Source organism: Streptomyces sp. NPDC046985 (assembly GCF_040644415.1).
GTDB lineage: Bacteria > Actinomycetota > Actinomycetes > Streptomycetales > Streptomycetaceae > Streptomyces.
This window is the reverse complement of the sequence record NZ_JBEYWK010000003.1, coordinates 158,731-176,344: the sequence shown is the minus strand read 5'-3', so window position 1 is coordinate 176,344 and position 17,614 is coordinate 158,731. Positions and strand designations below refer to the sequence as shown.

Here is a 17,614-nt window from a genome sequence, read left to right as displayed (position 1 = left end):
CTGCGCGGGGACGGCGTCCCGGCCAGGGCGCTGGACGCCCGCGCCCTGGCGGCACTGGCCGCCAACCCCGGGTGCAGCCGGCGCGCGCTGCTGGACGGCGCCGGGGTGGACAAGGCGGCGCTCGCGGGCGCGCTGGGGGCGCCGTCGGCGTTCGGGCAGTCGCAGTTCGCCTTCATGCGGGGCAACGCCTTCGAGGCGCGGGTCAAGGCCGACGGCGGAGCGGAGCTGCTGTGCCTCGTCCACCGGACGCTGGACCCCGGCGCCGAGCCGCCGCACCGGGCCGACGTCCCGGACCTGACGGCCGTCGGGCCCGAGGGGCGGGTGGCGCGGACGTCGCTTGCGCTGCGCGAGGCGACCGAGGCGGGCGCCTGGACCCTGCTGGACCATCCGATGCTCGCCCTGGAGGTGGCCGGATCGCCCGTCTTCCTGGAGCCCGACGCGGTGGTGGTCCACCCGGACGGCGCCTGGACGGTCATCGAGATCAAGTCGTTCCCGATGCTGGACGGCGCCGCCGACCCGGCCAAGGTCGGCGCGGCCGCCCGGCAGGCCGCGGTGTACGTGCTGGCCCTGGAGAAGGTCGCGGCCTTCGCCTCCCGCCCGGACGGCGCCCTGCGCGTGCGGCGCGAGGTGCTTCTGGTGTGCCCCAAGGACTTCTCCAACCTGCCCGCCGCCCGCGCCGTAGACGTGCGCAAGCAGCACGCGGTCACCGCCCGGCAGCTCATGCGCCTGACCCGCCTTCAGGACATCGCCGACGCGCTTCCCCCGGGCGTGTGCTTCGCCCCCGAGCTGCCCCCCGAGGAGCTGACGGCCGCCGTCGAGGCGGTGCCCGCGACCTACGCGCCCGAGTGCCTGGCCGCCTGCGAGCTGGCCTTCCACTGCCGGGCGCGCTCCCGCGCGCAGGGCGCGGTGACCGCGCTGGGCCGCTCGGTCCGCGCCGAGCTGGGCGGCCTGAGCACGGTGGACGAGGTGCTGGCGGCGGCCCACGGCGAGGCGGGCGACCCGGACGATCCGGCGGTGGCCGCGCTGCGCCGGGCGGCGGCGCTGCGCGCGGAGGCGCTCGGCGCCGGTCCGGGGCGTCGCGACGACCGCTCGCGGGAGGCCGCGTGTCGCTGATCGCCGCCCTGACCCGGATGGAGGCCGTGCGGTCCGGACGGGCCCAGCCCGCCGCGACCGTCCGGCACCGGCATCTGTCGGACCGGCCGCTCGTCCTCGTGCCGCTCACCACCGCGGGCGAGACCGGCGCCCCGCTCGGCGCGCTGGTCGGCGCCGACCGGGAGGCGCCGCGGCTGCTGGCCGTGCCGCAGCCGCGCGACCGCGACCTGCGGTTCGCGTTCCTGGCCGAGCTGGCCGACGTCGTGCTTCCCTACGTCGACTCCTACACCGGCGGCGTGGAGGCCGCCGAGCGCAGCGAGAGCGACCCGCAGACCGGCAAGCGCGTCAAGGTCGAGACCGAGCTGTGCGTGGACGCGCCCCAGCTCATCGTGCCGAGCCGCGCGGGCGTCGACTTCGTACGGCTGCTCGGGCGGTCCATGCGCTTTCGGCGCACCGCCGAACAGGACCCCGAGGCCCCGCACCCGGCGCCGCCCCGGGTGCCGCTGCTCGGACGGTGGCTGACCCACTTCGCCGAGCGGGCCCGGGTGCCGGGCGCCTCGCTGCTGCTGGCGATGAGCGACGTGCTGGCCCGGCACTGGACCACCGGCCAGTCCGCCCTGGAGGACCAGCATCTGGGAGCGCTGCTGGCGTGGATCGCCCCGCCGCCCGGCGTCTCGGGCGCCGAGGCCGCGCTGCGCGCCGAACTGGCCCGGGACGCGGACGGCCAGTTGACGTGGCCGCCGGCCGGTCCGGCCACCGACCCCGCCTTCGACAACCGGCTGCTCGCCCCCGCCGTCGAGCGCTACGACCGTGCGCGCACCGCGCTGGCCGCCGCCGAGGACGGCCTCGCCGCGGACGACCGGTTCGCCGACCTCGCCCGAGCCGAGCACGACGTGCGCGCCCTCGTCGCGCGGGCCGCCCTGCCCACCTGGGAGAAGGTCTGGGACGGCCTGGACCTGCTGCGGACGCTGCCCGAGGGCGCGCACGCGCAGGAGCGCTGGACGCGCGACCGCTGGTCGTTCACCGCGCACCGCGACCGGATCGCGGCCGGGGAGCCGCCGCAGCCGCGCCGCGACGACGCGGTCACCGCGGCGACCAAGCTGGCCGCGCGGGAGCGCGAGCAGGCCCGCCTGGACGCCCAGGAGGCGCTGGACGACCCGATGGTGATGGCCGGGCGGCGGCTGGCCGGAGAGGCGTTCGCGGGAGAGGTCGTCGACGTGGTCATGGCGTACAGCGAGGGCAAGCGCCCCAGCCCGCGCCCGCTGGTGACGGTGCGCACCGACGACCGGCCCCACCTGGGCGAGCGCGGCCGGGTGTACCGCTCGCTGGGCGGCAAGCCGCAGTCGGCGGAGTGCGTCGGCCGCGAGGAGGACGGCGCGCTGGTCGTCCTGCGCATCCTCGACAAGATGGGTCGCGGCAAGGAGCCCGAGGCCGGTTCGGTGCCGGACAAGGGCGACCGGCTGTGCTTCACGCTGTTCGAGCACGAGCAGCGCGGCGGCGCGAAGCTGCCCGACCGCGAGCAGACCCCGTGGACGCACGGCGGCCCGCCGGACGAGCAGACCGCCGCCGAGGCGGAGGACCCGGTGACCGAGGAGGACGTACTGTGACCGCCCCCGCGCAGGAGCCGCCCCCCGCCCACTCCGGGGAGGAGGCCGCCCCCGCGCACTCCGCGCAGGCGGCGGCCCTCGCGCACCCCCGGCAGGAGGCCGCGACCGGGCGACCCGGGCTGGAGCCTGCCCCCGCCCACTCCGGGCAGGAGCCCACCCCCGGGCACTCCGGGCAGGAGGCGGCCCTCGCGCACCCGAGACAGGAGGCCGCCCCCGGGCGACCCGGGCTGGAGGCGGCTCCCGGACGCCCCAGGCCGGAACCCGCCCGCGCGCACCCCAGGCCGGAACCCGCCGCTCCCGCGCCCCCCAGGCAGAGACCCGCCCCCGAGCGCCCCGGGCAGCACGCGGCCGGGCAGAACGCCGCGCCCGATCCCGCCCCGCGCGCCGCCTTCGACCCCGGCGCGGCGGCTGCGCGCGCCACCGAGGCGATCCTGCGCGACACCCTGCACGGCGCCCACCGCGGGGTCGTCGTCGACTCGCCGCCGGGGGCAGGCAAGTCCACGCTGGTCGTCCGGGCGGCCCTGGAGCTGGCCGCCGCCGGGCGCCCGCTGATGGTGGTCGCGCAGACCAACGCGCAGGTCGACGACCTGGTGGCGCGGCTGGCGCGGAAGAACCCGGAGCTGCCCGTGGGCCGGCTGCACAGCAGCGACGCCGCCCCCTACGACCCGGCGCTGGACGCCCTGCCGAACGTGCGGAAGTCCGCCAAGGCCGGCGACCTCGCCGGGCTCGACGTCGTGCTGTCCACGGCGGCGAAGTGGGCGCATGTGAAGGTCGACGAGCCGTGGCGGCACGCGATCGTCGACGAGGCCTACCAGATGCGCTCCGACGCGCTGCTCGCCGTGGCCGGGCTGTTCGAACGGGCGCTGTTCGTGGGCGATCCCGGCCAGCTCGACCCGTTCTCGATCGTGGGTGGCGAGCAGTGGGCCGGGCTGTCCTACGACCCGTCGGCCTCGGCGGTGACGACCCTGCTGGCGCACAACCCGGAGCTGCCCCAGCACCGGCTGCCGGTGTCCTGGCGGCTCCCGGCGTCGGCGGCGCCGCTGGTCTCCGCCGCGTTCTACCCGTACACGCCGTTCCGCAGCGGCACCGGGCCGGGCGACCGACGCCTCGGCTTCGCCGTCCCCTCCGACGGCTCCGGCCCCGACCGGGTGATCGACGAGGCGGCCGCGTCGGGCTGGGGCCTGCTGGAGCTGCCCGCCCGGCGCACTCCGCGCACCGACCCGGAGGCGGTCCGGGCGGTCGCCGCGGTCGTGGCGCGGCTGCTGGCCCGGGGCGGGTCCACCGTGTCGGAGGCGTCGGAGCAGGCGGCCCCGCTGACCGCGGACCGGATCGCGGTGGGCACGGCGCACCGCGACCAGGCGGCGGCGGTACGGGCAGCGCTCGCCGAGCTGGGGATCAGCGGCGCCGCGGCCGTCACGGTCGACACGGCGAACCGGCTCCAGGGCCGGGAGTTCGACGTCACGGTGGTGCTGCACCCGCTCTCCGGGCGCCCCGACGCCACCGCGTTCCACCTGGAGACCGGCCGCCTGTGCGTGCTGACCTCGCGCCACCGGCACGCCTGCATCGTGATCTGCCGCGAGGGAGTGAGCGAGCTGCTGGACGACCACCCGTCCACGGAGCCGGTCCAACTGGGCGTCACGGTGAAGTTCCCCGACGGCTGGGACGCCAACCACGCGATCCTGGACCGCCTGCGGAACCACGCGGTGGCGTGGCGTCCCTGAACTGCGATGACGCACAAGCAGTCAGTCCAGGGATGCCAACGCAGCCGTTATGAGAGCACGTGCAGCCGCTCCACTCACGGCTTCCTGTGACAGCCGTTCAAAGGCTCGGCTGTACAGCTCCACCTGGCTGGGCTGCGTGAGGGTGGCGGCAGCGTCCAGGGTGTCCGCGTGCACCCTGGCGTCGTCGAAGATCGTGAAGGTGGGCATGGGCCACACGGCTCGTTGAGCTGAGAACGGGATGAGCCCCACGGCGACGTTCTGGAGATCCATGACCCCGAGCAGGTGACCAAGCTGTGCCGCCATCGTCTCCGCGCTGCACAGCCGGTACCGCAACACCGACTCCTCCAGCACGAAAGAGAACCGGCGTGCACCGTTGCCGAGCACCTCGTTACGCCTCATACGGGCCGCCACGGCATCGCTCACGTCGTCCGGAGTGCCCCGGAAGTGCGCGATGGAGGGCAGCAGAGCGGCGGCGTATCCGGGCGTCTGGAGGAATCCGGGGATCACATCGGAGACGTAGACCCTGAACATCTTTGTTTGTCGGTACAGATCCCCTGTGGACTCCTGCAAACGACGGAGACCGCTTCGCTGGAGCTGCCTCCACTGCACATGAGCATCTGCGGACTGTCTGTTGGCGGCGATCAGGTCGGCGGCCTGGTCACCAGCGGCGCAGGCTCGGCACCAGGCTTGGATGTCCGCGTCGGAGGGAGGGGTTTTGGCGTTGTCGATGCGGGATGACTTCGACTCCGACCAGCCGCACCGGACGGCCAGCTCCCGCCCGCTGATCCCCGCGTCCTTCCGGATCTCACGCAGACGGCCGGCCAGTTCTTCACGGGCCTTCTGAACGCGTGAGGAGGGGTGTGGGGGCATCGAGCTGGCTTTCGTCAGATCTCGTACAGGCAGTGCGGGATCGCTCGCTCCCAGACCGCTTCGAAGGCGGCGGAGCACAGCTTCACGGCTTCCGGGTCCGCCGTGATCTCGTCTTCCACCACCACTCCATCACCGGAGAAGTGGTGCACCCGGAGCAGAGCGCCGTCGAAGAGCCAGAAGTCATTGCCCGGCAGGGCGATGCTCGTAGCCCGTCGTCGTGGCAGCCACCGCACTTCCTCGCCCGCCGTGACGTTGGCGCGGGTGACGTAGTGCTCCCAGCGGATGTAGTCCGCTACAGGTTCGGAGACCACCCGGGCCCGGCGGATCGCCACGCCCCGGGCCACGGCGTCCGTGATCAACTGGTCGTAGGAGTGCCACCAGGATGCGCGGTCCTCCCAATCGATCCGCTCACCCCGCTTCCATGCCTCGAACCGGTCCGTCGGGGCGTAGGAGTCACGCAGTTCAAGGTGAACGGCGGACCGCTCGCACTGGCCAAGCAGCTCAGCGAAGCTGGGCACGCTCGACGGCATCACACGCCTCCCTGATCATCGGGATCATCCGGGCCGGAATCCTGACGACGGCCTCACTATCGGGTACCGAGCCGTTCGCGGGGCTGCTCGCCTCGCACTCCGCTTGAGTGTCGACGTTCGGCTTCCATCCCTGCAACAAGATCTCCTGAGCGTCTGCGTCCGCCCACACGGTGGGGCAGTGGTCCCGATCCGTGTCGGGGTCGATTCCGATGAACTTCACGGCCATGGCTGACTCCCTGGTCTAGGCGCTTGCTCAGGCTTGCATCAGGTTCCTTGAACTGCGAAGACAACGTCAATAGCACTACTAGCCAAGTCAATTGATGTGCAAGCTTATGCAAGTTTGTGGAGTCCGACACTCACCGCTTCCTACCGTCGGCACATCGACGCGGAATCGATCGGGAGGGCGCGGTGCGACGGGCGAGAACAGAGCGCAGGACGTGGAGTGCACGAGGCACCCGGGCCGTGCCAGTCGCACCGGTCTCCGAAACATCAGCACCTCGTTCGCCGTGATCGTTCACGCGCGTAGAGCCCCTGCCGCAGTTGTGGGGGACCTGGACTTCCGCCTGCACCGGGCGGCGGCGGTCAGTCATGGCCGCGATTAGTTGAGCAGGAAGGTGCAGTGATGCAGAACGGAACCGACCTTTACGCGCTCGACATCAAGGGGGCCTCGTTCGTGCGAGCGTGCGGCGGCCCCTGCACGGAGGGGTGCGTGACCCTGGCCCGGATCGGCGACGACGCCTGGGCCCTCGGTGACAGCAAGCGGCCCGACGCTCAGCCGCTGCGGTTCACCACGGAGGAACTGGGCTCGGCCGGGATCGACCCGGCGCGCTTCGGCCTGAACGTCTGATCCTCCTCCCCCCACGCCGGCCGGCCCGGGTCCATCCCTCGTCCCTGGATCCGGTCCGGCCGGCGCCTCTCGGACGGGAACGACTCGTGCACCACCACGGCTATCTGTGGACTGGCCCGAAAGAGCGCTTGGACCAGGAAGCGCTACGGCGGCCCCCACATCCCGAGCCTCCACCGGCTCCAGTGTCCGATGAGGACGTGAAGGCAGAGCATCTGCTCAAGCGCTATCGGGAAGTGGTGGCAGAGTTCCCGACATCTGACCTACCGCCCATCGAAACGGCGTACTGGCTGATCAAGCCGCCTTCCTTAGTTCGTGGCACGTGGGATGAGGCGAAGGAGGCCGCGTCATGGCTTGGCGAGCGGCTGGCCGAGTACGCACCTCGGTTCGCGTCAGAGAGGGACCGTGACACTACGCGACTGGCCCGACTGGTGAACGCCGCTGCCGAACGACTGCACTCAGGTGCTGATGTGTCGTACGGCTTCTACCTGGAACGTCCCTCGTATCTTTCCTTGGCAGTGGTGACGTGTTCCCCGAATCGGGCGAACGCCGAACTGGCCTGCCCAGTCGCATAGTCGAAGCAACAAAGAAGCCCCGGCCACAAAGGCACCGCGGAGTGTGAAAACGGTGGCCGGTCGGCCGCTTTTCCCTCATCTTCTGATAGAGACGGCTAGGGCACATATCAAAAGTCTTGTCTGCCCGGCGGGCGGACGACGCTATTTTCGAAACACTCCCTAACGCGGAGTAGCTCTCCTCGTCGTCCAGCAGCACAGCGGGCACCGACAGGCAGAGATTCGCTGCCCGCCCCTTTGGGACGCCAACCACGCGATCCTGGACCGCCTGCGGAACCACGCGGTGGCGTGGCGGCCCTGATCTGGGTGCGGACGGTCGGCTCACGCCGGGGCGTTCGCGGACGGCGGGTCGTGCACGCTGGAGCGGACGCCGGCGGCACCCGGGCCGCCCGCTCGGTTCGGGGCGGACGCCGGGGCGTCCGGAGGCCTGGGAAGGCCGCCGGGCGGGTATGTCCTGCCCTTGTCCCGATGCTCCGGGTCGCGAGGTCCGACGCGGCCTTGCGGGCGCGCGGGACAATGGAAGGCGGCCCGCGCACGGCGGCGCCGCCCGCACCGTACGAGGAGGAGAAGACATGGCGGAGCCCACGCCGCGTCGGAACGATCCGCGGCTACGCCCCGCGCCCCTGCTGTTCGAGCCCGCCGAAGCCGCCGCCGATCCGGAGCACTTCTTCGACCTGGAGTCGATCGACGACCCGCGGGCGCTGCTCGCGCGGGCGACGGAGCTGACGCTCGCCTTCCGGGCGGCGGCCGACCGCGCCGTGGAGTTCCAGGCCGTCGCGGCGGCCCAGCTCGCGGACCCTCGGCGCTTCGACCGGCTGAGCCCCGCGGACATCGCCGAGCGGGCGGAGTGGACGGAGGACTACGCGCAGAAGATGGTCGAGTTCGGGCGCGACCTGTTGCGCGGCGCCGAGGGCAGTGTGCACGCCAACCCGGCCGACCCGATGTGAGGCCGCGCCCGGCACGCCGGAACCCTCCGGACGTCAGCCGCCTGGCATATGCCAGGCGGGCAAGATACTCCCTGCGGCGCGTCTCTGTCCCGGCTTTCGGCAACCCAGCGCAGGCGACTCCTCACGTTCGGTAGACCTCTGTGTCATGAGCCGCACGGAGAACCTCCCCCTGGACCGTCTCGACCGTCTGGCCGGACGCCGCCGCGACGCCTCCCGAGTCACCGCCGACGGCGCCGCCTGGCTCGCCTCGGCCGAACCGTGCCCGCACGGCGCGCTGGCGCTCTGGCGGGAGCGGCCGGGGGCTCCGGTCGTCCTGCCCTGCGGCACGGCGTTCGACGTGGTGAGCGCTCCCGTGGTCTTCGGTCGCGGGATGCTGGACCGGCTGCGGGAGGAGGGCCCCGGTTCGGGCCCGGTCGCCGGGCACCGGGGGCGGATGCTGCTGTTCGCCGCGCCGGGCGCCGCGCAACGGCTGCCGTCGCTGCTCGAATGGGAGGAGTGGGGCGCCCGGGACCGGCGGTCCGGCGCCGGGCGCGCCGGGGGCGTGCCGCCGCTGCTGTGCCACGGCGCCGGCGACGCCGTGACCGTCCCCGCGCCGGTCGGCGGCCCCGGCGCGGAGCGGTCCGGCTCCCGCTGGCTGGTCGCCCCGGACGGCCGCCATCCATGGCTTCCGGGCCCCGAGATCCTGCTCTGGGCGGCCGTGCGGGCGGCCCGCGCGGCCCTGCGGATTCCGATTTTTCCTCCCGCCGACCAGGGTGCTAAGGTCTACGACGTCAGCAGGCGCCGCTAGCTCAGTTGGTTAGAGCAGCTGACTCTTAATCAGCGGGTCCGGGGTTCGAGTCCCTGGCGGCGCACTGTGACGAGGGCGAGGCAGCTTCGCGGAACACCGCGAAACGGTCTCGCCCTCGTCGTTTCCACCGCTCCCGCTGTTCCCGCTGTTCCCGCTGTTCCCGCTGTTCCCGCTGTTCCCAGCATTCCCTCGTTCTCGGATCACCGCGTCCGGGGTCCGTCTCCAAGGACCGCCACCGCGTGCGACCCGCTCATCCTGGTGTGATCTCCACCGTGTACGCCCCGGACGCCGTACGGTCGGCCACCGCGACGCGGACGCCGTCGCCCGGCACCGTGAAGCTCTCCCCCACGCCGAGGGGCGCGTCCGCGAGGGGCGGGTAGACGGAGTTCTCCGGGCACGCCTGGGTGTGCGGATGGGCGTCGATCACCTGGATGGATCCGGCGCCGGACTCGGCGTCGTCGCGCACCCGGTACACCAGTACGCCCTCCCGGCAACCGGTGACGTCGTTGCCGAGCGAGTTGCGCGCCTCGACGGCGAGCGCGGTGTCGCTCCCGGTCCGCACCACCGCCAGCTTGGTCCCGTCGCCCAGGCCGAACATCGGCGTCCCCGCCGCGCCGGACCGCGACGGCGCCGCACCCGGGACGCCGCCCGGCGCTCCGGCGGCCCCCGCCGCGTCCGGGGCGCCCGAGGCGCCCGGCGTCCCCGACGGGCCCACCTCCACCGGCTCCAGGGTCAGCCGGGTCGGCCGCGTGCCCATCACGCAGGTCACCTGACGGGGGCCCAGCCAGCCCAGCTTCCACTTGTGCCAGGCGAAGAAGTCCGGTGAGAGCGCGAACTGGCTGCCCATCAGGTCCCAGTCGCCGACGTAGGTGTCCCAGTCGCCCTTGTCGTCCTCCGGCCGGTGGTACAGGTCCGGCAGGTCGAAGGCGTGCCCGGTCTCGTGGGCGAGCACGAGGCGGTCCGGTGGGTGCCGTTCGAACACCGTCACCACCCGGCGGATGTCGGTGTGGTCGGCGCGCAGCGGGACGTCCAGGTTGACCACTTTCGTGGCGTCCGAGTCGACGCCGGGCGCGTCCGGGTCGGCCACGAAGTACACGACGTCGTAGCGGGAGAAGTCGACCTGCGGGTCAGCGGCGGCGACCGCGTCGCGCAGGTAGGCGCCCCGGTCGGCGGTGTCCCAGTCGCGGTGCATGGCGTACGCCGTGGACGGGCGCGGCATCTTGATCCAGTGGGAGAGCGGATGCGGGCGCAGGGTGAACTGGCCGTAGGACGCCTGTGCGTAGAAAGTGCTGGTGGCCGGGAAGTGGTCGGCGGCCAGTTCCTTGGGGGTGGTGAGCGGGGCGGAGTCCGGGAAGGACAGGAAGACCATCACGGCGTCCAGCGGCCTGGTCGGCCGGGTGTAGTCGGGGTTCCAGGTGTCCACGCCCTCGGAGTGGTGGGCCTGGGTCCGCCGCAGCGCGCAGGGCGCGGTGGAGAACGGCTCGGCGAGCGACGGGCCGCTGAGGATCGAGGTGGCGGCGACCGCCGACAGCGTGGTGAACACCGCGGCGGTGCAGCGCAGTCGGGGCCGCGCCCAGGTCCAGCGCGCCCCCGTCCGCCGCGCCGCCGTCCAGCGCGACCCCGTCCCGTTGAGCGCGTCGCGATGGGGCGCCTTCGGGGGGAGCTGACGCGGCACAGGGACCTCCGGGTGCGGTTCGCGGGGACACCGCATCCAGCCTGTGGGAGCTTTGGGAGGTATGCCCTGTTTGTCTGCACCGGAAGAGTGACCAGGAGGTGAGCGGGCGATGAGCGCAGGGGTGATCGGGGCTCGGGCACGCGGAACGCGGGGCCGCGGCGGCCGGGACGGGCGACACCCCCGGACCGCTCACGCAACGTCACAAGCGGTCGGACGAGTGAACGACCCGGCCAGGCGCGAGCAGAAACGATCTGTCGAACGTGCCAGCCCACCGGCGAGAACGGCAAGCGGCTGGAAGGCGTCGGCCGCGAGCCTCTATGATCGGCACACTTTCCTGGCACTTCGCCGCGCGGAACCGGGCCCGGCGGCCGTCGTCATCCGGCCGGCCACCCGACGAAACCGATACGAAGACCGAGTGCACTGCGGGAGCGAGCGGTGAGTGGAACGTCCGAAGGCCCGGCGCCCACGGCTGACCTCATGCCATCTAAGGTCACCCAGAGTGAAGCAGTGAGGGGTGCTGGCAGCGGACAGGCCAGCGGGGCGAGACCCGCCCCGGGCGCCCCGTCGGACCCCGCACCGCCCCGGCTGAGCGTCTGCACCAATGCCTTCCCGCCGTCGCCTCCGGCACACGTGCGCAAGCCCCTCGGGCCGCCGTCATTCACTCGTTCGGCGGAACAGACGCCCGCCGGGACCGCGTTCACCGGCTTGGCGCAACCCGCGGAGCCCGGCGCCCACGGCGTCCCCGGCGCCGGGCCGTTCCGCTCGGCCTTCGACGCCGCCCCCCTGGCCATGGCCGTCCTCGACGGCGCCGGTCTGGTGGTCAGCGCCAACGACGCCTTCGGCGCGCTGTTCGGCGCGCGGCCCGGCGAGTTGGACGGACAGTCGGCCGCCGATCTGGTGGACCTGGCCTCCGACTCCCGTACTTGGCACGCGTACCGGGAGATCCTGCGCGGCGGGAAGACCCGGCTGCGCTGCACCCGCCGCCTCAAGCACGCCGACGGCCGCTCGCTGTGGGCCCAGGCGACGGTCACCGCGCTGCCCCCGGGGGACGTCGCGGCGGCGTCCGGGGGTGCAGGCTCCCCGGGCGCGCTGCTGTCGGTGGCCGACGTCAGCGCCCGCCGCGAACTCCAGGCCCGGCTGCGGCACCTGCGGATGCACGACCCGGTGACCCGGCTGCCCAACCGCACGCTGTTCTTCGAGCGCCTGTCGAGCGCACTGGAAAGGGATCCCGCGAACGCGGCGCGACCGGAACCCGCGGAGCGGGCGGATCAGGAAACACAGGCGGCGGAGGCGGCGCACGCGGGACAGGCGGCACACGCGGCGGAGGCGGCGCACGCGGCGGAGGCGGCGCACGCGGTACAGGCAGCGAACACGGCGGAGGCGACGCACTCGGCACGGGCAGCGAACCCGGAGAAGGCGGCGCAAGCCGCCGCGTGGCCGGATGTCCCGCCGCTCGGGCCCGACCGGCGCGAGGACGGCGGAACGGGCCGGGTCGGCCTGTGCTACCTGGACCTCGACGGCTTCAAGGCGATCAACGACACCCTCGGCCATCGCGCAGGCGACCGGCTGCTCGCGGCCGTGGCGCAGCGGCTGACGGGCTGCGCGGACGCGGCCGGCCACGGACGTGCGGGCGCCCCGCTGGTGGCCCGGCTCGGCGGCGACGAGTTCGCGCTGCTCGTGGAGGACTCCACCGGCACCGAGCAGGTGGCGGACCTGGCCGAGTCGGTGCTGACGGCCCTTCAGGCGCCGTTCGAGGTCTGCGGGCGCCGGCTGTCGGTGTCGGCGTCGATCGGCGTGGTCGAACGGCGCACCGAGGGGACGTCGGCCACCGCCCTGATGCAGGCGGCCGATACGACCCTGTACTGGGCGAAGGCGGACGGCAGGGCGCGCTGGACCCTGTTCGACTCCGAGCGCAACGCGCACCGCATGACCCGTCAGGCCCTGGTCTCCACCCTGCGCGCGGCCGTGGAGCGGGACGAGTTCACGCTGGACTACCAGCCGCTGGTCGGCATGGAGGACGGGCGGCTGCGGGGGGTGGAGGCGCTGGTGCGCTGGCGGCACCCGCAGTTCGGCCTGCTGACGCCGAACCGCTTCATCGCGCTGGCGGAGGAGGACGGCTCGATCGTGCCGCTGGGCCGCTGGATCCTGGCCACCGCCTGCCGTCAGGCCCGCCGTTGGCAGGCGGCCCGTCCGGACGAGCCGCCGATCTTCGTCAGCGTCAACGTGGCGGTGCGTCAGGTGTGGGACTCCGACCTGGTCGCGGACGTGGCGGAGGTACTGGCGCAGACGGGGCTGGCGCCGCACCTGCTGCAACTGGAGCTGACCGAGTCGGCGGTGATGGGCTCGGCGGGGCGGCCGCTGGAGGCGCTTCAGGCCCTCAGCGACATGGGGGTGCGCATCGCCATCGACGACTTCGGCACCGGCTACTCCAACCTCGCCTACCTCAGCCGCCTGCCGGTCTCGGCGCTGAAGCTGGACGGCTCCTTCGTGCGCGGGTTCCAGTACGGGGAGCAGCAGGCGCGGGACGCGGCGGCGCAGGCGGCGGCGGGGCAGGGGGCGGCGGCGCGGGAGGCGAGCCCGGCCGACGAGGTGATCGTCGAGGCGATGGTGCAGCTCGCCCACCGGCTGGGGCTGACGGTGACCGCCGAGTGCGTGGAGACCTCCGACCAGGCCAGCCGGCTGCGGCGGATCGGCTGCGACACCGGGCAGGGCTGGCTGTACTCCCGGCCGGTGCCGCCGGACCGCATCTCCGAACTGCTCGACGGACACGCCTGCGGCCGCCGCTGACCCGTGCAGGTCAGGTGGGCGCGGGCGGCTCAGTCGCCGGGCAGCCCGTAGGCGTCGGCGATGAGTTCGTAGGAGCGCAGCCGCACGTCGCCGCTGTGCGCGTTGCTCGTGATCATCAGCTCGTCGGCGCCGGTGCGCTTGCGCAGGTCGTCGAGGCCGGAGCGGACTTCGTCCGGGGCGCCGTAGATGACGTCGGCGGTCCAGGAGGCGACGAACTCCTGTTCCATCGGGCTGAACACGTGCGCTTCGGCCTCTTCCGGGGTGGGCACCAGGCCGGGGCGGCCGGTGCGCAGCCGGACCATGTTCAGCGCGCCGGCCAGCACGTGGCGGCGGGCCTCGCGCTCGTCGTCGGCGGCGAGGGCGGCGACGCCGATCAGGGCGTAGGGGGCGTCGAGCACCTCGCTGGGCCGGAACGACTCGCGGTACAGGTCCAGGGCCGGGACGGTGTTGCGCGCCGAGAAGTGGTGGGCGAAGGCGAACGGCAGGCCGAGCACGCCGGCCAGGCGGGCGCTGAAGCCGGAAGAGCCCAGCAGCCAGATCGGCGGCCGGTGCGGTGACTGCACGCCGCCGGGCGCGGTCGCCTGGACGGGCCCGGGGACGGCGTGGATACGGCGGTAGGGGTGGCCGTCGGGGAAGTCGTCGTCGAGGAACCGGGTCAGCTCGGCGAGCTGCTGCGGGAAGTCGTCGGCGCCCTCGGAGAGGTGGTCGGTGCGGCGCAGGGCGGCGGCGGTGGCGCCGTCCGTGCCGGGGGCGCGGCCCAGGCCCAGGTCGATCCGGCCGGGGGCGAGGGCCTCCAGGGTGCCGAACTGCTCGGCGATGACCAGGGGCGCGTGGTTGGGCAGCATGACGCCGCCGGAGCCGAGGCGGATGCGCTCGGTGTGGGCGGCGAGATGGGCGAGGATCACGGCCGGAGAGGACGAGGCGACTCCGGGCATCGAGTGGTGCTCGGCGATCCAGTGCCGGTGGTAGCCGCGGCGCTCGGCGAGGCGGGCCAGGGCGACGCTGGTGCGCAGCGCGTCGGAGGCGGTGTGCCCCGCGCCCACGGTCACCAGGTCCAGGACGGACAGCGGGACGGACGCGGCCCCCTGCGCGCGGCCTCGGATCTCGTCTGCGGTCACGGGGTGCCTCCTGTCGTCGCCGTGCACAGTTCTCCGGCGCCAACAGGAGACCGTCCCCGCTTATTCCTCCCGGCCCGGCCGCCCGGCCTCCGCCGCGGCCGGTGGATCGGCTGCCGCCTCGGCCGGTGGGCCGGCATCCGCCTCAGCCGGTGGGCCGGCATCCGCCGGCCTCCGCGACGGCCGGCGGCCTGGCCTCCGCCACGGCCGGCGGCCCGGCGCTCACGCGGCCAGCCCGTGCCCCGGGTGCAGAATCACCTTGGTGTAGCCCTCGATCCGCTGGTCGAACTTCTCGTACGCCTGCGGGGCCTGGTCCAGCGGCAGCTCGTGCGAGACCACGAAACTGGGCTTGGCCCGCCCGGAGATGATCATGTCGCGCAACTGGCGGTTGTACCGCTTGACGTTGCACTGACCGGTGCCCATCCGCTGCCCCTTCTCGAACATCTTGCCGATGGAGAGGAGGAGCTGGCCGTGCTTGGCGTGCTCGTCGGGGCCGCCCGGGTCGGAGGGGACGTACAGTCCGGGCACGCCGAGCATGCCGGTGGGCCGTACCGTCTCGACGAGCGTGTTGAGGACCACGGCGGGTTCCTCGTGGTCGGCGTCGTGGTGCGAGTGCGCCTGGTAGCCGACGGCGTCCACGCCCTTGTCGGTGCCCTCGCCCCTCGTCTGCGCCTTGATCTGCTCGGCCGGGTCGCTTTGGGTGAAGTCGATGGGGATGGCCCCGATCTCCGCCGCCTTGGCGAGCCGCTCGGGCACCCGGTCCACCACGAACACCTTCGAGGCGCCGCGCAGCAGCGCCGAGTAGGCGGCCATCAGGCCGACCGGTCCGGCGCCGAAGACGGCCACGGACTCGCCGGGCGAGACCTCGGCCAGCTCGCAGCCGTGGTAGCCGGTCGGGAAGATGTCGGCGAGCAGCACGAAGTCCGTCTCGAACTCCTCGCCCGGCGGCAGCTTCAGGCAGTTGAAGTCGGCGAACGGCACCCGCAGCCGCTCCGCCTGGCCGCCCATGTACGGGCCCATCGCCACGTATCCGTAGGCCCCGCCGGCGAATCCCGGGTTGACCGTGAGACAGAAGCCGGTATTCCCGGCCAGGCAGTTCTTGCAGAACCCGCAGGCGACGTTGAACGGCATCACGACCCGGTCGCCGACCTCCAGGGAGGTCACGCCGCTGCCGACCTCCTCGATGATGCCGAGGTTCTCGTGGCCGAAGACGATTCCCGCCTCGGCGGCCGTGCGGCCCTCGTACATGTGCAGGTCGGAGCCGCAGATCGCGGATGAGGTGACCCGCACGATCACGTCGTTGGGATGCTCGATCCGTGGATCGTCGACATCCCGCACCTCCACGTCGAAGGGATTCTCGTAGACGACGGCTTTCACCTCGGTCACCTCCGCGTCGATCACTGGACGGCGGCGACGACGGCGGGCCACGGCCGGGGCGGAGGGCGCACGGGCAGTCCGGGCCGCCGGTGCGGGCCTCGGACCCTGGGGGCGTTCGCCGCCGCACCGCCGGACCTTTCCAGGTAACGCCCCCCGGGCCGCCCCCGCAACCCGCCCGCGGGGGCGGCCCGGGGCGGCTCCCGCGGGCGCCGGGTCCGCCCCCGGCCGTCACGCCTGGACGACCGGCTCCCGGGTGAACAGCGCGCCCAGACCGGGGGCGTTGACCCGGCGGTCGGTGAGCCGCAGCGCCTCCCACACGGTGACCTGGTTCGCGGTGAGGACGGGCTTGCCCAGCTTCTCCTCCAGCGTCGTGACGTGGGAGGCGGTGTGCAGGGCGGTGTCCGGCAGGACCACCGCGTCCGCCTCGGCGCGGTCCGCCTCCCGCGCCAGCGCCAGCAGTTCCGCCTCGCCCCAGGCGGCCGCCTGCGCCGCCGCGGTCACCCCGGCGCTGTGCACGCCGGTCACCTCCACGCCCCCGGCGCGCAGGAAGTCCGCGAACAGGGCCGCCACGTCCTCCGGGTACGTCGCCCCGACCGCCACCCGCCGCGCCCCGACCTCGCCCAGCGCGTGCACGAAGCCGAAGGAGGTGGAGGAGGCGGGCATGCCGGACGCCAGGGCAAGGGCGCGCACCTGCTCGTGGGCGCCCTCCCAGCCGAGCGTGAAGCTGCCGCCGGTGCTCGCCCACACCACCGCCTCGGCGCCGGACAGCCGCAGCCCCTCGACGCTGCGCGCCAGCCGCTCCTCCCGGTTCGTCGAGTGCGGCGCGGGCAGGCGGTAGGCGTCGTCGTCGATGCCGGTGTGGATCAGCTCCACCCGGATGTCGCTGCCGAGGAGCTGCTCGATGCGCGGATAGTCGTCCTCGGCGAAGTGGCCCGGGTAGAGGATTCCCAGTGCGGTCATGACCAGCCTTCCTGCTGTCTGCACGGCGGTTCTTCCGGTTCTACGGGTTCCTGGTACCCCGGTGGGACCCGGAATGTCCCGCACTTGGGCCGTACGCGTCCGGGCGGCCCCGCGCTCATGGCTTCGGCACGCGCACGCAGGAGGCGCCGGAGCGGATCTTCGGGTACCCCGAGCGCGGATCTTCGGCGCCCCCGAGCAAGGAGTGGATCACCCCCGGGCGGCGGTCATGAGCACCCCCGGGGACCAGGTAGTATTTTCTTCGTCGTCGGCCGCGAAGCGGACGGCGGGAGTCATGCGCCGCTAGCTCAGTTGGTTAGAGCAGCTGACTCTTAATCAGCGGGTCCGGGGTTCGAGTCCCTGGCGGCGCACAGAAGAAGGGCCCTCGTGATCGTCGATCACGAGGGCCCTTCGGCGTCTCCGGAGAAAGAGCGGGGCGCGCGCCCGCGAGCGCGGCGCGCCGCCGTCAGAACGCGACGTCCGAGCAGGCGTGGAAGGCGTTGCCGGCGCCGGCGATCGTCCACACCGCGAGGATCACGTGGTGGCCCTTCAGACCGGTGGGCAGGACGCCGCTGCGGCTGAGGGCGGCTGGGGGCTGCTTGCCGCCGTAGGGGGCCGTGAGGAACGGGGTGGTGTTCAGGTCCGCCCGGGTCAGCGCGCGCCCCTCGTTCCAGCCCTGCTTGGTGACGTAGGGAAGTTCGGTGAGCCGTGCCGTGCGATGCTGGTCTAGACC

The 17,614-nt window shown here is 73.4% G+C and carries 15 protein-coding genes, 2 tRNA genes and 1 pseudogene; 10 read left to right on the top strand and 8 right to left on the bottom strand.

Annotated elements, in window-relative coordinates; all coding sequences use genetic code 11:
- The 3 genes from ABZ861_RS05370 to ABZ861_RS05360 all read left to right on the top strand — a co-directional run bounded on the left by ABZ861_RS05370 (position 1) and on the right by ABZ861_RS05360 (position 4,420).
- Complete coding sequence (locus ABZ861_RS05370; protein ID WP_361624460.1) at positions 1 to 1,113, top strand: hypothetical protein; 1,113 nt, start codon at positions 1 to 3, stop codon at positions 1,111 to 1,113.
- Positions 1,104 to 2,699, top strand: a complete 1,596-nt coding sequence (locus ABZ861_RS05365; protein ID WP_361624013.1) for a hypothetical protein — start codon at positions 1,104 to 1,106, stop codon at positions 2,697 to 2,699. Before ABZ861_RS05370 ends, ABZ861_RS05365 begins: the two co-directional genes overlap by 10 nt.
- A 428-nt stretch (positions 2,700 to 3,127) precedes the next feature.
- Positions 3,128 to 4,420: an AAA domain-containing protein gene (locus tag ABZ861_RS05360; RefSeq protein ID WP_361624457.1), complete on the top strand. Its 1,293-nt coding sequence runs from the start codon at positions 3,128 to 3,130 to the stop codon at positions 4,418 to 4,420.
- A gap of 21 nt (positions 4,421 to 4,441) precedes the next feature.
- On the opposite strand, the gene ABZ861_RS05355 is transcribed toward ABZ861_RS05360, so the two are convergent.
- The 3 genes from ABZ861_RS05355 to ABZ861_RS05345 are packed head-to-tail and all read right to left on the bottom strand — an operon-like array spanning position 4,442 to position 6,046.
- A complete protein-coding gene (locus ABZ861_RS05355; RefSeq protein WP_361624010.1) occupies positions 4,442 to 5,290 on the bottom strand; it encodes a helix-turn-helix transcriptional regulator in 849 nt (282 codons plus the stop codon).
- Positions 5,291 to 5,304: 14 nt separating this feature from the next.
- The gene (locus ABZ861_RS05350; RefSeq protein ID WP_361624007.1) at positions 5,305 to 5,820 is read right to left on the bottom strand and encodes a DUF6879 family protein; all 516 of its coding nucleotides are present in this window, start codon (positions 5,818 to 5,820) and stop codon (positions 5,305 to 5,307) included.
- Positions 5,792 to 6,046 (bottom strand): hypothetical protein, encoded by a 255-nt coding sequence (locus ABZ861_RS05345; RefSeq protein ID WP_361624004.1) that lies wholly within the window; start codon positions 6,044 to 6,046, stop codon positions 5,792 to 5,794. The genes ABZ861_RS05350 and ABZ861_RS05345 overlap by 29 nt, the downstream gene beginning before the upstream one ends.
- A 396-nt stretch (positions 6,047 to 6,442) precedes the next feature.
- Between ABZ861_RS05345 and ABZ861_RS05340 the strand changes: the two genes are divergently transcribed.
- The 5 genes from ABZ861_RS05340 to ABZ861_RS05320 all read left to right on the top strand — a co-directional run bounded on the left by ABZ861_RS05340 (position 6,443) and on the right by ABZ861_RS05320 (position 9,034).
- Positions 6,443 to 6,667, top strand: coding sequence for a DUF397 domain-containing protein (locus tag ABZ861_RS05340; RefSeq protein WP_361624001.1), 225 nt, complete (start codon positions 6,443 to 6,445; stop codon positions 6,665 to 6,667).
- A gap of 86 nt (positions 6,668 to 6,753) precedes the next feature.
- The gene (locus ABZ861_RS05335; RefSeq protein ID WP_361623998.1) at positions 6,754 to 7,239 is read left to right on the top strand and encodes a hypothetical protein; all 486 of its coding nucleotides are present in this window, start codon (positions 6,754 to 6,756) and stop codon (positions 7,237 to 7,239) included.
- Between the two features lie 569 nt (positions 7,240 to 7,808).
- A complete protein-coding gene (locus ABZ861_RS05330; protein ID WP_361623995.1) occupies positions 7,809 to 8,183 on the top strand; it encodes a hypothetical protein in 375 nt (124 codons plus the stop codon).
- A 145-nt stretch (positions 8,184 to 8,328) separates the two neighbouring features.
- Positions 8,329 to 8,970 carry a bifunctional DNA primase/polymerase gene (locus ABZ861_RS05325; protein WP_361623992.1) on the top strand — a complete coding sequence of 214 codons (642 nt, stop codon included), beginning with the start codon at positions 8,329 to 8,331 and terminating at the stop codon, positions 8,968 to 8,970.
- A tRNA-Lys gene (locus ABZ861_RS05320) sits at positions 8,961 to 9,034 on the top strand. Before ABZ861_RS05325 ends, ABZ861_RS05320 begins: the two co-directional genes overlap by 10 nt.
- 186 nt (positions 9,035 to 9,220) lie before the next feature.
- On the opposite strand, the gene ABZ861_RS05315 is transcribed toward ABZ861_RS05320, so the two are convergent.
- Positions 9,221 to 10,645, bottom strand: a complete 1,425-nt coding sequence (locus ABZ861_RS05315) for a M6 family metalloprotease domain-containing protein (protein ID WP_361623989.1) — start codon at positions 10,643 to 10,645, stop codon at positions 9,221 to 9,223.
- Between the two features lie 789 nt (positions 10,646 to 11,434).
- Between ABZ861_RS05315 and ABZ861_RS05310 the strand changes: the two genes are divergently transcribed.
- On the top strand, positions 11,435 to 13,432 hold the full coding sequence (locus ABZ861_RS05310) for a bifunctional diguanylate cyclase/phosphodiesterase (protein WP_361624454.1): 1,998 nt from the start codon (positions 11,435 to 11,437) through the stop codon (positions 13,430 to 13,432).
- A gap of 29 nt (positions 13,433 to 13,461) precedes the next feature.
- Here ABZ861_RS05310 and ABZ861_RS05305 read toward each other — a convergent pair whose 3' ends face one another.
- The 3 genes from ABZ861_RS05305 to ABZ861_RS05295 form a co-directional block, all read right to left on the bottom strand.
- Positions 13,462 to 14,550: an LLM class flavin-dependent oxidoreductase gene (locus ABZ861_RS05305; protein WP_361623986.1), complete on the bottom strand. Its 1,089-nt coding sequence runs from the start codon at positions 14,548 to 14,550 to the stop codon at positions 13,462 to 13,464.
- A gap of 219 nt (positions 14,551 to 14,769) precedes the next feature.
- Positions 14,770 to 15,924: a glutathione-independent formaldehyde dehydrogenase gene (locus ABZ861_RS05300; RefSeq protein WP_361624451.1), complete on the bottom strand. Its 1,155-nt coding sequence runs from the start codon at positions 15,922 to 15,924 to the stop codon at positions 14,770 to 14,772.
- 228 nt (positions 15,925 to 16,152) lie between these two features.
- A complete protein-coding gene (locus tag ABZ861_RS05295) occupies positions 16,153 to 16,884 on the bottom strand; it encodes a decarboxylase (RefSeq protein WP_361623983.1) in 732 nt (243 codons plus the stop codon).
- A 294-nt stretch (positions 16,885 to 17,178) separates the two neighbouring features.
- Here ABZ861_RS05295 and ABZ861_RS05290 point away from each other — a divergent pair.
- Positions 17,179 to 17,252 (top strand) — tRNA-Lys (locus ABZ861_RS05290).
- Between the two features lie 95 nt (positions 17,253 to 17,347).
- On the opposite strand, the pseudogene ABZ861_RS05285 reads toward ABZ861_RS05290, so the two are convergent.
- Positions 17,348 to 17,572, bottom strand: a pseudogene (locus ABZ861_RS05285) (lytic polysaccharide monooxygenase); the annotation flags it as partial.
- Positions 17,573 to 17,614 lie beyond the last annotated feature (42 nt).

Coding starts and splice junctions, on each gene's coding strand:
- ABZ861_RS05350 (WP_361624007.1), bottom strand. CDS start 5,820: ATGCCGTCGAGCGTGCCCAGCTTCGCTGAGCTGCTTGGCCAGTGCGAG.
- ABZ861_RS05355 (WP_361624010.1), bottom strand. CDS start 5,290: ATGCCCCCACACCCCTCCTCACGCGTTCAGAAGGCCCGTGAAGAACTG.
- ABZ861_RS05340 (WP_361624001.1), top strand. CDS start 6,443: ATGCAGAACGGAACCGACCTTTACGCGCTCGACATCAAGGGGGCCTCG.
- ABZ861_RS05325 (WP_361623992.1), top strand. CDS start 8,329: ATGAGCCGCACGGAGAACCTCCCCCTGGACCGTCTCGACCGTCTGGCC.
- ABZ861_RS05310 (WP_361624454.1), top strand. CDS start 11,435: ATGGCCGTCCTCGACGGCGCCGGTCTGGTGGTCAGCGCCAACGACGCC.
- ABZ861_RS05295 (WP_361623983.1), bottom strand. CDS start 16,884: ATGACCGCACTGGGAATCCTCTACCCGGGCCACTTCGCCGAGGACGAC.
- ABZ861_RS05330 (WP_361623995.1), top strand. CDS start 7,809: ATGGCGGAGCCCACGCCGCGTCGGAACGATCCGCGGCTACGCCCCGCG.
- ABZ861_RS05345 (WP_361624004.1), bottom strand. CDS start 6,046: ATGGCCGTGAAGTTCATCGGAATCGACCCCGACACGGATCGGGACCAC.